A 14,530-nucleotide genomic window follows, 5' to 3' on the forward strand; every position below is an offset into this window, starting at 1 on the left:
GCGCACGTTATCGCGCACCAGTACCCCGGTGTCAGCCCCTGGCGCGTACAGAAATCGAACCGTTGTCCTTTGCACTCATTCCGAAGCGCCCGTCACAGGTCTGCGAGTGTGGACAGGGCCACCAGCACGGGGACAGCATCGTGCCCGTGCCCGTGCCCGTACCCGTGGCCGTCGTCCAGCAGGCTGGTGCCCAATCGCCACGCCGCCACGAGGAGTTCCGTCGAGCGGCGAGCCGAGCGGGGGTCAGCCCCCGCTGCCGTCAGGCTTCTTCCGGTACTTCGCTGTTCCGTCGGCCAGGCGTTCCCACAGCTCCCGACCCGGGGGACTACGGTGGCTCAGGGACAGGACCAACTGCGCGGCGAGTCCGGACTGGTGGGGTGGATCCGCACTGCCTGCTCGTCAACGGCGGCTCAACCACTCCTCCCATGCGACCTGAATCCCTGGCGGCGCTTTGCCCCACCTGACCATGGCCTCACCTGTCGGTGATCTCGGAGAGCCATGCCGTGTCCTCCGGGCCCGGCGCTTCGGGGCCGGGTGCGGGCAGCCGGCGGACCTCGCCCGTGCGCAGGGCGACCGTGGCCCGTGGCCGCATCGGCCCGGTGCCCCTGCGTGAGAGCAGAACGAGCTCCCAGACTGTCGCCGTCATGGCGTCGAGCCGGGTGGCGCAGTCGGCGGTGACTCGCCGCGGATCCCGGGTCCGGCCCAGGGACAGATGTGGGGTGAAGTCCTCGTTGGGCCCACGACAACGAGGGAACCGCTGCTGCAGCACGCGGTGCAGCTCGGCCCACGGGCCCTCGCCGGCTGCTGTCGGGTCGAGCCACACGGTGAAGTACGCCCTGTGCCGGAAGGTGCGCATCCCGTCCAGCCGGGCGGTGAACACCGGCGTCTCGCCCATCGCCGCGGCGAGCAGTGGGGCGGCCCGCTCGAAGTCGGACTCCGGCACGAAGCCGAAGAGGACATTGACGTGCGGCGGCCAGCGGTGGATCTGCGGATCGTAATCCCGGCGGATGTCCTGGATCGGCGGCCACAGCTCCGCCGGCGGGATCCAGGCCACCGCCGTGCGGGCGGTCGGGGCCACGCCGAGGACGGCGGCGGGGTCGCCCCTGCCGAAGCGCGTGTCGAAACTCGGTTCCGCTGGTGGGGCCGGCCCCCGGCCGGCGCCCGAGGCGTCGATGCGGTCCACGCCCGTGGCCCGGTCCCAGATCACCTCGCCGTCCGCCTCGATGAACATCACCCGGTGCCACGGGATGTCGCCGCCGGGCACGAAGGACGTCAGGGGAACGCGTTTGAAGGCACCCCGGCGCTGGCTGATCCCCAGCACGAACCGGGCCGGGTCGAACCGCGGGTCCCAGCGGACCCGGTGATAGATCTCGTCGCTGGTTCGCATCACGCCTCCTCTCCTGCCGTCACCCCTTCTCCTCCAGGGTGCCGCCCACCCTGTCCGCGACGCTTGTTCCTCGCTCATCGTGACCTGCGAGGTGCGGTGCGTGAGGGAGCCGGCGTGTGCCGAGGCGGGTCGTCTCGGCACGGTCGGCGATCGGCTCTGACGCCGCAGGCGGCGGCCGACATGGTGTCGGCCGCCGCCTGGCGGAAGTCATGCAGATTCAGTGCCTGGAGCGGCGTGGCGTCAGCCGGTCGCGCTGCCCGCGACCCACTCGGTCCACGGCATGTTCCAGTCGCCGAGGCCGTTGCCCGGGGCCACCGTGGTCTTGTCCGGGGAGTTCTTGACGATCACGACGTCACCGATCATCGAGTTGTCGAAGAACCATGCGGCGGGCAGCTTGTCGTCGCCGCCGCCCCTGACGTCCTTCAGGCCCACGCAACCGTGGCTGGTGTTGACCTTGCCGAAGACCGAGTCGGCACCCCAGTAGTTGCCGTGGATGAACGTGCCCGAGTCGGTCAGGCGCATGGCGTGCGGTACGGCCTTGATGTCGTACGAGGGCTTGCCGTCCTTCTCCGTGAGGCCGACGGTCGAACCGTTCATATGGACATGCCTGAACTTCTCGGAGATGACCATCTGACCGTTGTACGTCGGGTGCTCGGGGCTGCCGGACGAGATCGGGATGGTCCTGATCGTCTTGCCGTCCCGCACGACGGTCATCTGCTTCGTCCTGGCGTCGACGGTGCTGATCTGGCTCCGGCCGATCTTGAACGTGACCGTCTTCCGGATGCCGTTCGCGTTGAGCCCGACGGTGACGGTGGAGCCGGGCTTCCAGTAGTTCTCGGGGCGGAAGTCCAGGCGGTTGTCGCTGAGCCAGTGACCGACGACCCGCTGACCGCTGCTGGAGCTGACCTGGATCGCCGACTCCACGGCGGCCTTGTCGACGACCGCCCTGCCGAAGTTGACCGTCACCGGCATGCCCACGCCGACGGTCGAGCCGTTCTGGGGGGAGACGTGTCCGATGAAGTCGTTGGCCGGGGAGACCGTGGTGATCGTGGCGCTCCCGCTGGCGGGGCGGTTCTTGGCGTCCACGGCCTCTGCGGCGACCTGATACCGGGTAGCCGGCGCCGGCCGGCCGTTCGGCTTCCAGGACATGCCGTCCGCGGACACGGTGCCCGGAATCTCGGCACCGGTCGCGGTGGCGGTCATGGTCACCTTGGTGAGCTTGCCGTTGCTGACGGTGACTACGACGGGGTCGTCGACCCCGACCCTGTGGGCACCGTCCCCGGGCGTGATCTCTATTCGGGCGTCGGAAGCGTCCTGGGCGGCCGGCTGAGCTGCCGGCGCCTGCGATTTCTGGGGGGTCCCGGGGTTGTTGTCGCCGGTGGCAGCGTTGCTGGTACCGCCGAGCACCGTGAGTGCGAGTACGCCGCCGAGTGCGCCGGCCGTAGCCATCTGCCCGGTGCGTCGCTTACGTACCGTGATCAAACGCTTCTCCCATGCCGCTGGTCGTTGATTCCCTGGAGCTGGTTACGGAGGAGTGCAACCACCTGCAAACAACCACTTTTACGCATTCATCCCTCCTTAAGGGAGGGAATTGTGGCGCAGTCCACGCGGATCGGACGTGCCCCTCACACACCGTTGTCGGTGGTGGACGCTACGGTCTGCCCCGTGAACGGGGAGCGAAGCGACGAGTCGGTGGGCCGGCGTGCGGGTCTGGATCATGTGCTGGGTCTGATCGCGGACGCTCCCTGGAGCGGAAGCCTGGTCCTGCGCGGAAGCATGGTCATGCCGGCCTGGGTGGGAGCCGCGGCACGCGAGCCCGCCGATCTCGACTGGGTGGTCCTGGAGGACGCCGCCGGGGCCGATCCGCTGGACCCGTATCCGTACGTCGACGCGCTCGACGCGGTGCAGCAGTGGCCGGAGGCCGCGGACGGCGCGGCCGGGTACGAGATGTGGACGTACGAGGAGTTCGACACCGCCGGACATCGGCCTGTTCTCCCGCCCGAGGGCCTGCACTGGCTGCCCGACGAGGACGTCGTGGAATCCGGCCCTCCGTACCTGGACCTGCTCGAACGTGTGGCGCAGCGGCCGTGGGCGGCCCCGGGTGTGCTCCTCGACGCGGAGAAGGCGCGCGTGGACGGCACGTGGACGTACACGGAGTACGACACGCCAGGGGTACGGCTGCTCATCCCCTGGCGCAGGGAAGGGGCGCCCGCGGGCGAGTTGCGGTTGGACTTCGCCCGCGACGAGCCGCTTCCCGAGCCCCCGGTGTGGACCCTGATACCGCGCGGCGACGGGGGAGCGCCCAGCGCGGTGCGGACCGCGAGCCGGGAGCTGTCCCTGGCCTGGAAGTTGCTGTGGCTGCACACCGACAGCCGGGACGACGGCCGGGCGCAGGGCAAGGACCTGTACGACGCGGTGCTTCTCGCCGAGGGGGAGGAGGCGTCCCTTGCACCGAGGCTGCTGAGCTCGGTCTTCCGCCGTGCGGCGTGTGCGGAGACGAACGCTCTGCGCCCGGCCGCGGTCGTGCGGTGGGACGTGGACTGGGCCGCGTTCCAGCAGACGCATCCGTGGGTGCGCGGCACGGCGCAGGAATGGCTGCTGCGGCTTGCCCGGGCGCTGGGACCGGTCGGCGCGTAAAAAAATCGGTACGCGGTTCCTGATCGCTTTCCCTAGACTCACCCTGCACCGCGCGGCGTCGACACATCTCGGCCGCGCGTTTCGTGACCACTGACACCGAGGGGAGCCGGCCGTGCGTGACCGTACCGCCGTCGTCGTCCCCCCGTCGCGGTCCGAGGTGATCCTGGTGTCCTCGTCCGTCCGGTGCCCGCTGCGCGGCCGGCACCGGATGCCCGTGACGACGCTCTGACCCGGTTCACCACCAGCTCACACGGCACAGCCCACACCCGCCCGGTGGTGGGCGGCCGGGCCGGGTCCGGCTGCTCCTGAGCACGGGAAATCGCGCTGCCCCTTTTCCTGATCCGCAGAAAGGCCATGGGCCGTGCGTACCAACCTCAGCACCCTCGCCGCCGTCCGCAACCTCGGCATCCTTGCCCACGTCGACGCCGGCAAGACCACCGTCACCGAGCGCTTCCTGTACGCGACGGGGACCACGTACAAGCGCGGCGAGGTCCACGACGGCACCACCGTCACCGACTTCGACCCGCAGGAACGCGACCGTGGCATCACCATCTTCGCCGCCGCCGTCAGCTGCGGCTGGGACGGCCACCGCATCAACCTCATCGACACCCCGGGCCACGTCGACTTCGCCGACGAGGTCGAACGTTCGCTGCGCGTCCTCGACGGGGCGATCGCCGTCTTCGACGCGGTCGCCGGCGTCGAGCCGCAGAGCGAGTCGGTGTGGCGGCAGGCCGACCGGCACGGCGTGCCGAGAATCGCCTTCGTCAACAAGCTGGACCGTGCGGGCGCCGACCTCGACCGGGCCGTCGCCTCGATCCGGGAACGGCTGCATCCTGCCCCGCTCGTCGTCCAGTTGCCGATCGGGGCCGAGGACGGCTTCACCGGTGTGGTCGACCTGGTGCGCATGCGCTCCCTGCTCTGGGACGGCGGCGGTGGTACGGCGGTGGAGGGACCGGTTCCCGAGACGCTGACGGAGGAGGCCCTGCGGCGACGCCGGGTGCTGGAGGAGGCGGTGGCCGAGCTGCATCCGGCCGCGCTGGAGGAGTTCTGCGCGCAGGCCGCTCTGACCGAGCCGACCCTGGTCGCCGCCCTCCGGGACCTCACCCGCACCGGAGACGGCGTGGTCGTGCTGTGCGGCTCCGCCTACCGCAACCGCGGCATCGAACCGCTGCTGGACGCGGTGGTGGCCTACCTGCCGTCGCCGCTGGACGTGCCCGCCGTACGCGGTGTCCACGGCGACACCGAACAGCGGCGGCCCGCCGACCCCGAAGCACCGTTCGCTGCGCTCGCGTTCAAGGTGAACGCGGCCGGCATCGGGCGCCTGACCTGTGTGCGCGTCTACTCGGGCACGATCGGGAAGGGAGACACCGTGTGGGACCCCGGCACCGGGCGCACCGAGCGGGTGGCGCGGATTCTGCGGGTCATGGCGGACCGGCACGTCCAGCTGGACCGGGCGGTCGCCGGTGACATCGTCGCGCTCGCGGGCCTGAAGTCGGCGCGGGCCGGCTCGACACTCTGTGATCCCGGAGCCCCGCTGCTCCTGGAGGCGCCCGTGGTCGCCGAGCCCGTGGTGTCCGTCGCCGTCGAGGCGCGCCGCAGCACCGACACCGGGCGGCTGGCGACCGCGCTCGCGCGGCTGGCGGAGGAGGACCCCTCGCTGGTGGTGCGCACCGACGACGAGACCGGGCAGACCGTGCTGTCCGGGATGGGCGAGCTGCATCTGGAGGTCGCGGTGGAGAAGATCCGCCGTGACGGCGGACCGGAGGTTGTCGTGGGGCGTCCGCGGGTCGCGCACCGGGAGACCGTCGTGCGCGGGGTGAGCGGGCTGGTCTTCCGGCATGTCAAACAGGACGGCGGGGCAGGGCAGTTCGCGCATGTCGTCCTCGACGTCGAACCGCTCGGGGCCGAAGTCGGCGCCACCGGCTTCGAGTTCCGGTCCGTCGTGGTCGGCGGGCGGGTGCCCCAGGAGTACGTGCGGGCCGTGGAGGCCGGCTGCCGGGACGCCCTGACCGAGGGGCCGCTGGGCGGGCATCTGGTGACCGGGCTGCGGGTCACGCTGACCGACGGCTCCACCCATGTGAAGGACTCCTCCGAGATGGCCTTCCGGACCGCCGGCCGGCTGGGACTGCGCGAGGCGCTGCGGGCCTGCGCGGTGGCCATGCTGGAACCGGTGGCCGAGGTCACGGTCACCGTGCCGGAGGAGGCGGTCGGCGGCGTGCTCGGTGATCTGGCCGCTCGGCGTGGGCGGGTCGGCGGGTCCGAGAGCCGGAACGGCTCGGCAGTGCTGACCGCGACCGTGCCGCTGGCCGAGCTGTTCGGCTATGCGACTCGGTTGCGCAGCCGGACCCAGGGGCGGGGCACGTTCACCACCCGGCCGGCAGGTTACGCGCCGGCACCGCAGCCGGCAGCGGCTCGGTAGTCCTGCCTCGGTGCGGTGGGCCGCACCGGCACGAGGGGCGCACCACGCGGCCCTCGTGCCGGTACCGGCCGGCCCGCGACCTCGGCAGCGGAACGACAGGCGCCCGGGGACCGAGGACACAGTGGCGGTCCTCGGTCCCCGGGCTCCGAGGACACAGTGGCGGTCCTCGGTCCCCGGGCTGTCACCGGACGGCCGGAAAATCACCCTCGCCGGGCGATGCGCTCACTCGCGGAGCCCGGTGAGGTGGAAGACGGACACCGGTGGTCCGTGGCCCGGAAGGCGTGAGGCGAAGATGACCGAGGACATCGCGGGCGCGATTGGCGTGGCCGCTCTCGCCGAGGCGAACGCCCCTGTGTTCGAAACGATCGTCTGGATGACACTCAACACCTTCGAGCGGTCCGGACTCGGTGCGGAGAGCCGTCTGCCCGCCCGCATCGCCGCCCTGGTGGCCCTGGACGCCGCACCGGCCTCCTGCCTGCTCAACATCGGCACGGCGGAACAGCTCGGCCTCCCGTTCGAGAAGATCCAGGGCACGCTCGGACGCGGCATGACCGTCGGCCACCGCGATCACCTGCGAAGGGCGTGAACCATGTGCCGCTGGCTTGCCTACTCGGGAACTCCTCTGGTCATGGACGAGGTCCTGTACCGCCCGAAACACTCGCTGATCGACCAGAGCCTGCACGCGCGGATGGGCGTCGAGACGACCAACGGCGACGGTTTCGGCATCGGCTGGTACGAGGAGCACGCCCGCACTCCGGCCGTGTTCCACGACATCGGCCCGGCCTGGAGCAACCGCAACCTACGGGAGATCGCCGGACACGTCCGCGCCCCCCTGTTCTTCGCGCACGTCCGGGCCTCCACCGGTACGGCAGTGCAGCAGACCAACTGCCACCCGTTCCGTTACGGCCGCTGGATGTGGATGCACAACGGTTCCATCGCGGGCTTCCACACATTCCGCCGGGCTCTTCTCCTCGCCGTCGACCCGGAGCTCTTCGCGTCGATCGAGGGCACCACGGACTCCGAGGCGATGTTCTACCTGGCCCTCACGTTCGGACTGGAGGAGGACCCGCCCGGTGCCGTCGCCCGTATGACGGGCTTCGTCGAGCGGATCGCCCGGGAGCACGGGGTAAAGGCCCCGCTGCAGATGACGATCGCGGTGGCCGACGGGGAACGGCTCCTGGCCTTCCGGTACGCCAGCGAGGGCACGCCGAGGTCGCTGTACTACAGCGCCAGTGTGGAGGACCTACGCGCCCTGCACCCGGAGACCGACTTCTTGAGAGACGTCTCGGACGAGACCCGCCTGGTGGTCTCGGAACCCCTCGGCGACCTGCCCGGCGCCTGGATCGAGGTCCCGGCGGACAGCTATGGAATCGTCCAGCCGGGCGGGGACGTGCTACAGGACTTCCGGCCGGAGGAGCCCTGACAGGTGTCCTGCGGGGTTCGCGCCACGCCGTGCCGGGCGACGCGGTTGGAAGCAGCCGACTCGCGCTGCCGCGCGCTCGGCACTGTCTTACGGGTGCCGCAGCCCGGGGCCGTCGTCCGGGAATGCCGTGCATCCCCTGGGGCCGAGGCGGCGCCGGCGGGGCGGCCGACCTCGCTGGGCCGGCGGCGCGCCGGGCGGTTTGCCGGTCGACGGCGCGGCGAACTGCTCACTCGGCGGTCGTACGACGCCGCCTTGCTGCGGCGGTGAGGCGCGCTCCACCGGTTCCCACCGGGCTGCCCATCGACACCGGCCGACGCAGAACCCCGACCGGTGCCGACTCGGCCGGAACGCGAAGTCTGCTCAACCCCCGCAGGGCCCCTCATGCCAGCCGTCCGTCCACCGTCGCCCGCCAGGCCGGTGCCTTCAACGGCCGCGCCGCGGGCCTCGGCCGTTGGCCGCCCCGGGCGAAGAACGCCGCCAGCGGAAGGACCGCCGCCCCCACGGTGACCGCATCCGGTCCGAGTCGGCCGAGTTCGATGCCGACCCGGCCCGCGGGGAAGCGGAGTGCCTGTGCGAGGGCGTGGGCGCGGACCTCGTCCAGGAAGGTGCCGCCGAGTTGCAGGCCCGCCCAGCCGCCGATGAGGACACGTTCGGGCTGGAAGAGGTTGATCAGGTCGGACAGGCCCGCGCCCAGGTACTCGGCCGTCTCGGCCAGGACGGCCGCCGCCACCGGGTCGGGCGGGCTGTCGTTCGAGGGGCGGGCTGCGGCGAGCAGTTCGGTGAGGGCCCTCTCTTCGCCTGCCCCGGGCGACGGTTGCCCGCCCGCCTCCCGCCAGCGTGCCACCAGCGCCTCCGCGCCCGCGTACGCCTCCAGACAGCCCCGGGCGCCGCACCGGCACCGGCGCCCGCCGACCCGTACCGTCAGATGTCCCCACTCCACCGCCCGTCCCTGGGCGGCCTCCTCGGTGACCACGCAGGCGCCGACGCCGGAGCCGAAGAGCACGACCACGGCGTTGCGGGCGCCGCGGCCGGCACCGAACCACATCTCGGCCTGGCCCAGGGTCTTGGCGCCGTTGTCGATGAAGTAGGGGATGTGGGAGGGAAGTTGGCCGGTCAGGCGGAGCCGTCGCTCCAGTGGGACCGCGTCCCAGCCGATCGTCTGGCCGTGGACGACGGCGCCCTCGTCGCCCGCGTCCTCGATGATGCCGGGCACGCCGATGCCGACGCCGAGGAGGTCGTCGGGGGCGAGCGCGGCCGTGCGGAGCACCTCGGCCATGCCCTCGTGCACATGGCCGACGACGGCGTCGACGTCGTATCCACGTGGACCCAACGGGCGTTCCGCGCGGGCGAGTTCACGTAGCCCGAGGTCGAACAGCTCCACGCGTACCCGGGTCTCGCCGACGTCGACCCCGATGAGCCGGCCGCTGTCCGGTCGTATCCGCAGCAGTCTGCGCGGGCGGCCGGCGTCGGAGCCGACGCTGCCCGCCTCCTCCACCAGGCCGTCGGTGAGGAGTTCGGCCGCGACGTTGCTGACGGAGCCCGAACTCAGCCCGGTCGCCGGGCCGAGTGCCTGCCGGCTCATCGGGCCGTCGAAATACAACCGTTGCAGAACGGCGCTCCGGCTCTCCCGCCGCAGGTCACGCACCGTACGGCCGCCCAGCCCTGCCACCCGACCTCCCTGGTTCGCGCGTATTTGTGGCTCGCCGGAGGCGGATGCCGTTGCCGGATCCCTTGACGAGCGATTCTCTTGAGGTTTAACTCACATCCTAAATTAAGCCATGAGGGGCTTCGAGGGTCGAACGGGTGTCGGCTTCCGCGAGCGGCCCCTCGGGGTCCTCGACTCCCGGAAAGGGACACCTGGAGCCATGCGCAGCATCCGAGCCGCGGCCGTAGGCGCCGTCACCATGTCTCTCGCTCTCGCGGCCACGGCCTGCGGAGGCGGTTCGTCGAACGGCAGCGGGTCCGACGACTCGCCGAAGACGCTGACCTACTGGGCCTCCAACCAGGGCGCCAGTATCGCCGTCGACAAGAAGGTCCTCCAGCCCGAACTCGACAAGTTCGAGAAGCAGACCGGGATCAAGGTGAAGGTGGAGGTCGTGCCCTGGTCCGACCTGCTCAACCGGATTCTGACGGCGACCACCTCCGGCCAGGGCCCGGACGTGCTGAACATCGGCAACACCTGGAGCGCCTCCCTGCAGGCGACCGGCGCACTGCTGCCGTGGGACGCCAAGAACTTCGACAAGATCGGCGGCCGGGACCGGTTCGTCGACTCCGCGCTCGGATCCACCGGTGCCCAGGGCAAGGACCCGGCCGCCGTACCGCTGTACTCGATGGCGTACGCGCTCTACTACAACAAGCAGATCTTCGCCGACGCCGGCATCTCCAAGCCCCCGGCCACCTGGGACGAGCTGATCGCCGACGGCAAGAAGATCAGGGCGAAGGGCAAGTCGGTCCTCGGCGCCGAGGGCTCGAACGTGTCGGAGAACATCCACCACGTCTTCGTCTTCGCCAAGCAGCACGGCGCCGACTTCTTCACCGCCGACGGCAAGCCGGACTTCACCAACCCCAAGGTGGTCGACGCGGTCAAGCAGTACGTCGACCTGATGGCCAGGGACAAGGTCATCCCGACCGGCGACGCCGAGTACGCGCAGAACCAGTCCGTCAGCGACTTCGCCAAGGGCAAGCAGGCCATGCTGCTGTGGCAGTCCGCCGCCGCCAACCTCAAGTCCCAGGGCATGAGCGAGGACGCCTACGGCATCGCCCCCGTGCCCGTCCAGTCCGGCACGCCCGGCACCGGCGCCCAGGCCAACTCGATGGTCGCCGGCATCAACATCGCGGTCTTCAAGAACAGCCACAACCTCGACGGCGCCACGAAGTTCGTGAAGTTCATGACCAGCGACGGCGAGCAGAAGATCCTCAACACGGCCTACAGCACCGTCCCGCCGGTCAAGGCCGCCCAGGCGGACGCGGCCTTCAACTCCCCGGCCACGGCGGTGCTGAAGAGCACCCTCGCCACCAGCGCGGTCGCGCTGCCGCAGGTCGCCGCCGAGTCGCAGTTCGAGACGACGGTCGGCACGGCCGTCAAGGAGCTGTTCGCCGACGCCGCCGCCGGACGCGCGGTGACCACCGACTCCGTCAAGGCCAAGCTGGAGAAGGCCCAGCAGCAGATGCCGGCGGCCTGAGCACGATGACCACCACCGCTCTGAAGGAGCCGGTGCGCGAGACCTCCCCCGGCGCGGCGCGCGAGAACCGCCGCCGCGCCGGGCGGATCCGTCGCATCGGACTGCCGTACCTGCTGCTCCTGCCCGCCCTGCTGCTCGAACTCCTCGTCCATCTGGTGCCGATGGTCATCGGCATCGTGATGAGCTTCAAGGAACTCACCCAGTTCTACATCCGCGACTGGGGGACCGCCCCCTGGTCCGGCCTCGGCAACTACAAGCTGTCCGTGGACTTCGACGCGCCGGTGGGCGAGGCGTTGCTGCACTCGTTCCTCGTCACCGTCGGCTTCACCCTGCTGTCGGTCGGCCTGTGCTGGCTGATCGGCACCGCCGCCGCGGTCTTCATGCAGGACGCCTTCCGCGGCCGCGGTCTGCTGCGCGCCCTGTTCCTGGTGCCGTACGCGCTGCCCGTCTACACGGCCGTCATCACCTGGGTGTTCATGTTCCAGCACGACAACGGCCTGGTGAACCACGTCCTGCACGACCAGCTGCACCTCACCGGCAAGCCCTCCTTCTGGCTGATCGGCGACAACAGCTTCTACGCCCTGCTGACCGTGTCCGTGTGGAAGGGCTGGCCGTTCGCCTTCCTCATCGTGATGGCCGGACTGCAGAACATCCCGCGCGAGCTGTACGAGGCGGCCGCGCTGGACGGTGCCGGGATGTGGCAGCAGATCCGCCGCATCACCCTGCCCTCCCTGCGCCCGGTCAACCAGGTGCTGGTCCTGGTCCTGTTCCTGTGGACGTTCAACGACTTCAACACGCCGTACGTGATGTTCGGCAAGGCCGCCCCCGAGGCCGCCGACCTCATCTCGGTGCACATCTACCAGGCCTCGTTCGTCACCTGGAACTTCGGCACCGGATCCGCCATGTCCGTCCTGCTCCTGCTGTTCCTGCTGGTCGTGACCGGCCTGTACCTCCTGTTCACCTCGCGCGGACGGAGGGCCGCCGATGTCTGACCCCAGCTCCCCGATGGCGCCGCCCCGTTCCTTCCTGTGGTCCCGGCGGATCTTCCTCACCCTGCTCACCGGCTTCGTGCTGCTGCCGGTGTACGTGATGGTCTCCAGCTCGCTCAAACCGCTCGCGGACGTCACGGGCAAGTTCCGCTGGCTGCCCAGCGGGCTGACCGTCCGGCCGTACATCGACATCTGGTCGACGGTCCCGCTCGCCAAGTACTTCGTGAACTCGCTGATCGTGGCGGGCGCGGCGACCGTCTGCTCGGTGGTCATCGCGGTGTTCGCCGCCTACGCCGTCAGCCGTTACGAGTTCCGCGGCAAGCGGGTCTTCACGGTGACCGTGCTGTCGACGCAGATGTTCCCCGGCATCCTCTTCCTCCTCCCTCTCTTCCTGATCTACGTCAACATCGGCAACGCCACCGGCATCGCCCTGTTCGGCTCCCGCGGCGGCCTGATCCTGACGTACCTCACCTTCTCCCTCCCGTTCTCGATCTGGATGCTGATCGGCTACTTCGACTCGGTGCCGCGAGACCTGGACGAGGCGGCGCTGGTGGACGGCTGCGGCCCGCTCGGCGCGCTGCTGAGGATCGTCGTGCCGGCCGCGGTCCCCGGCATCGTCGCGGTCGCCGTGTACGCCTTCATGACCGCGTGGGGCGAGGTGCTCTTCGCGTCCGTCATGACCAACGACACCACCCGCACCCTCGCCGTCGGCCTCCAGGGCTACTCGACCCTCAACGACGTGTACTGGAACCAGATCATGGCCGCCTCCCTCGTGGTGAGCCTGCCGGTGGTCGCCGGGTTCCTCCTCCTCCAGCGCTATCTCGTCGCCGGTCTGACGGCGGGCGCCGTCAAGTGACCGACACCCCGTATTCCGAAGGGACTTCCGTGTCCGAACGCATCGACCTCGCCGCACTCCCGCACGACTTCCTGTGGGGCACGGCCACAGCGGCCTACCAGATCGAGGGGGCCGTCGCCGAGGACGGCCGTTCACCGTCGATCTGGGACACCTTCTCGCACACTCCGGGGAAGATCGCGAACGACGACAACGGCGACGTCGCGTGCGACCACTACCACCGCTGGCGCGAGGACCTGGGCCTGATGCGGCGACTCGGCACCAACGCCTACCGGTTGTCCGTCGCCTGGCCGCGGGTGATCCCCGCCGGCGACGGCACCGTGAACCCCAAGGGCCTCGCCTTCTACGACGAGTTGGTGGACGCACTGCTGGAGGCGGGCATCACCCCGTCCGTCACCCTGTACCACTGGGACCTGCCGCAGGTGCTCCAGGACCGCGGCGGCTGGCCGGAGCGGGCGACCGCCCTCGCGTTCGCCGAGTACGCCTCGACCGTCGCCGAGCGCCTCGGTGACCGCGTGAAGTCGTGGGCGACCCTCAACGAGCCCTCCTGCTCGGCCTGGATCGGTCACCTGGAGGGCAAGATGGCCCCCGGCTGGACCGAACTCACCGCGGCCGTACGCGCCTCCTACCACCTGCTCCTCGGCCACGGCCTCGCCACACAGGCGATCCGTGCCGCCGCCCCGGACGCGCAGGTCGGCATCGTCAACAACCTCTCCACCGTGCACGCCGCCACCGACCGCCCAGAGGACCTGGCGGCCGCCCGCCGGCACGACGGCCATGTGAACCGCTGGTGGCTCGACCCGGTGCACGGCCGCGGCTTCCCGGCCGACATGGTCGAGACCTACGGCGTCGAACTCCCCGAGCAGCCGGGCGACCTGGAGACCATCGCGGCCCCGCTGGACTGGCTCGGCCTGAACTACTACTTCCCGGCGTACGTCGCCGACGACCCCGCCGGACCGGCCCCGCGCGTCCGTGCCGTACGCCGCCCGGACGTCCCGCGCACCGGCATGGACTGGGAGATCGACGCGAACGGCATCGAGACCCTGCTGCTGCGTCTCACCGAGGAGTACGGCGCACGGAGGATCTACGTCACCGAGAACGGCTCGGCCTTCCCGGACGTGGTCCGCCCCGACGGCGCCGTCGACGACCCGGAGCGCCAGGACTACCTGGAGCGGCACCTCGCCGCCTGCGCCTCTGCGGCCCGCAAGGGTGCCCCGCTCGCCGGGTACTTCGCCTGGTCGCTGCTGGACAACTTCGAGTGGGCGTACGGCTACGCCAAGCGCTTCGGCCTCGTCCACGTCGACTACCGCACCCAGGTGCGCACGATCAAGGGCAGCGGACACCGGTACGCGGACATCATCCGCGCCCACCGCGCCCAGGCACGCCGGGCCGCCTGAGCCGGGGCCCGGACGGCCGGTGGGCGCAGGAGGGAAGCCCCCGACGCCCACCGGTCTGCATCATCGCAAGTACGCGCCTTCGCGGTCCGCCCAGTCACCTTGATGCGGTGATGCATAGGGCACGCGGTGCCCGGCTGTCATGGCCGGGGCCAGTGCGGCGGATCGGCGCGGGCTGCTCGCACAGCTTTTCACTCATGACGCAAACGTGACGATACGCCACTGACGGTGAGGATCCCCGACGTC

The 14,530-nt window shown here is 70.6% G+C and carries 10 protein-coding genes and 1 pseudogene; 8 read left to right on the forward strand and 3 right to left on the reverse strand.

What is annotated here, in order from left to right; all coding sequences use genetic code 11:
• Positions 1 to 550 precede the first annotated feature (550 nt).
• Together AC07DS_RS25675 and AC07DS_RS25680 are read right to left on the reverse strand one after the other, a co-directional pair.
• Positions 551 to 1,387: pseudogene (locus AC07DS_RS25675) on the reverse strand (RNA repair domain-containing protein); the annotation flags it as partial.
• Positions 1,388 to 1,627: 240 nt separating this feature from the next.
• A complete protein-coding gene (locus tag AC07DS_RS25680) occupies positions 1,628 to 2,836 on the reverse strand; it encodes a L,D-transpeptidase (RefSeq protein WP_479149002.1) in 1,209 nt (402 codons plus the stop codon).
• A gap of 216 nt (positions 2,837 to 3,052) precedes the next feature.
• On the opposite strand from AC07DS_RS25680, the gene AC07DS_RS25685 reads away from it, so the two are divergent.
• The 4 genes from AC07DS_RS25685 to AC07DS_RS25700 all read left to right on the forward strand — a co-directional run bounded on the left by AC07DS_RS25685 (position 3,053) and on the right by AC07DS_RS25700 (position 7,866).
• Complete coding sequence (locus tag AC07DS_RS25685) at positions 3,053 to 4,024, forward strand: nucleotidyl transferase AbiEii/AbiGii toxin family protein (RefSeq protein ID WP_479148846.1); 972 nt, start codon at positions 3,053 to 3,055, stop codon at positions 4,022 to 4,024.
• A 361-nt stretch (positions 4,025 to 4,385) separates the two neighbouring features.
• Positions 4,386 to 6,443, forward strand: coding sequence for an elongation factor G (gene fusA / locus AC07DS_RS25690; RefSeq protein WP_479148848.1), 2,058 nt, complete (start codon positions 4,386 to 4,388; stop codon positions 6,441 to 6,443).
• Positions 6,444 to 6,735: 292 nt separating this feature from the next.
• Positions 6,736 to 7,029 (forward strand): carboxymuconolactone decarboxylase family protein, encoded by a 294-nt coding sequence (locus AC07DS_RS25695; protein ID WP_479148850.1) that lies wholly within the window; start codon positions 6,736 to 6,738, stop codon positions 7,027 to 7,029.
• 3 nt (positions 7,030 to 7,032) lie between these two features.
• Positions 7,033 to 7,866: a class II glutamine amidotransferase gene (locus tag AC07DS_RS25700; protein ID WP_479148852.1), complete on the forward strand. Its 834-nt coding sequence runs from the start codon at positions 7,033 to 7,035 to the stop codon at positions 7,864 to 7,866.
• A gap of 379 nt (positions 7,867 to 8,245) precedes the next feature.
• On the opposite strand, the gene AC07DS_RS25705 is transcribed toward AC07DS_RS25700, so the two are convergent.
• Entirely contained in the window at positions 8,246 to 9,535 is a 1,290-nt protein-coding gene (locus AC07DS_RS25705; protein ID WP_479148854.1) for an ROK family transcriptional regulator, read from the reverse strand.
• A gap of 196 nt (positions 9,536 to 9,731) precedes the next feature.
• Between AC07DS_RS25705 and AC07DS_RS25710 the strand changes: the two genes are divergently transcribed.
• The 4 genes from AC07DS_RS25710 to AC07DS_RS25725 are packed head-to-tail and all read left to right on the forward strand — an operon-like array spanning position 9,732 to position 14,287.
• Positions 9,732 to 11,048 carry an ABC transporter substrate-binding protein gene (locus AC07DS_RS25710; protein WP_479148856.1) on the forward strand — a complete coding sequence of 439 codons (1,317 nt, stop codon included), beginning with the start codon at positions 9,732 to 9,734 and terminating at the stop codon, positions 11,046 to 11,048.
• 5 nt (positions 11,049 to 11,053) lie between these two features.
• Positions 11,054 to 12,040, forward strand: a complete 987-nt coding sequence (locus tag AC07DS_RS25715) for a carbohydrate ABC transporter permease (protein ID WP_479148858.1) — start codon at positions 11,054 to 11,056, stop codon at positions 12,038 to 12,040.
• 13 nt (positions 12,041 to 12,053) lie between these two features.
• A complete protein-coding gene (locus tag AC07DS_RS25720) occupies positions 12,054 to 12,893 on the forward strand; it encodes a carbohydrate ABC transporter permease (protein ID WP_479149004.1) in 840 nt (279 codons plus the stop codon).
• A gap of 29 nt (positions 12,894 to 12,922) precedes the next feature.
• Complete coding sequence (locus AC07DS_RS25725; RefSeq protein ID WP_479148860.1) at positions 12,923 to 14,287, forward strand: GH1 family beta-glucosidase; 1,365 nt, start codon at positions 12,923 to 12,925, stop codon at positions 14,285 to 14,287.
• Positions 14,288 to 14,530: the final 243 nt, after the last annotated feature.

The sequence above is a fragment of the Streptomyces sp. NPDC044064 genome (assembly GCF_056434245.1).

Bases quoted from the DNA above. Each gene is read 5' to 3' on its own strand.
- AC07DS_RS25700 (WP_479148852.1), top strand. From the start codon at position 7,033: ATGTGCCGCTGGCTTGCCTACTCGGGAACTCCTCTGGTCATGGACGAG.
- AC07DS_RS25680 (WP_479149002.1), bottom strand. From the start codon at position 2,836: ATGGCTACGGCCGGCGCACTCGGCGGCGTACTCGCACTCACGGTGCTC.
- AC07DS_RS25710 (WP_479148856.1), top strand. From the start codon at position 9,732: ATGCGCAGCATCCGAGCCGCGGCCGTAGGCGCCGTCACCATGTCTCTC.
- AC07DS_RS25715 (WP_479148858.1), top strand. From the start codon at position 11,054: ATGACCACCACCGCTCTGAAGGAGCCGGTGCGCGAGACCTCCCCCGGC.
- AC07DS_RS25695 (WP_479148850.1), top strand. From the start codon at position 6,736: ATGACCGAGGACATCGCGGGCGCGATTGGCGTGGCCGCTCTCGCCGAG.
- AC07DS_RS25720 (WP_479149004.1), top strand. From the start codon at position 12,054: ATGGCGCCGCCCCGTTCCTTCCTGTGGTCCCGGCGGATCTTCCTCACC.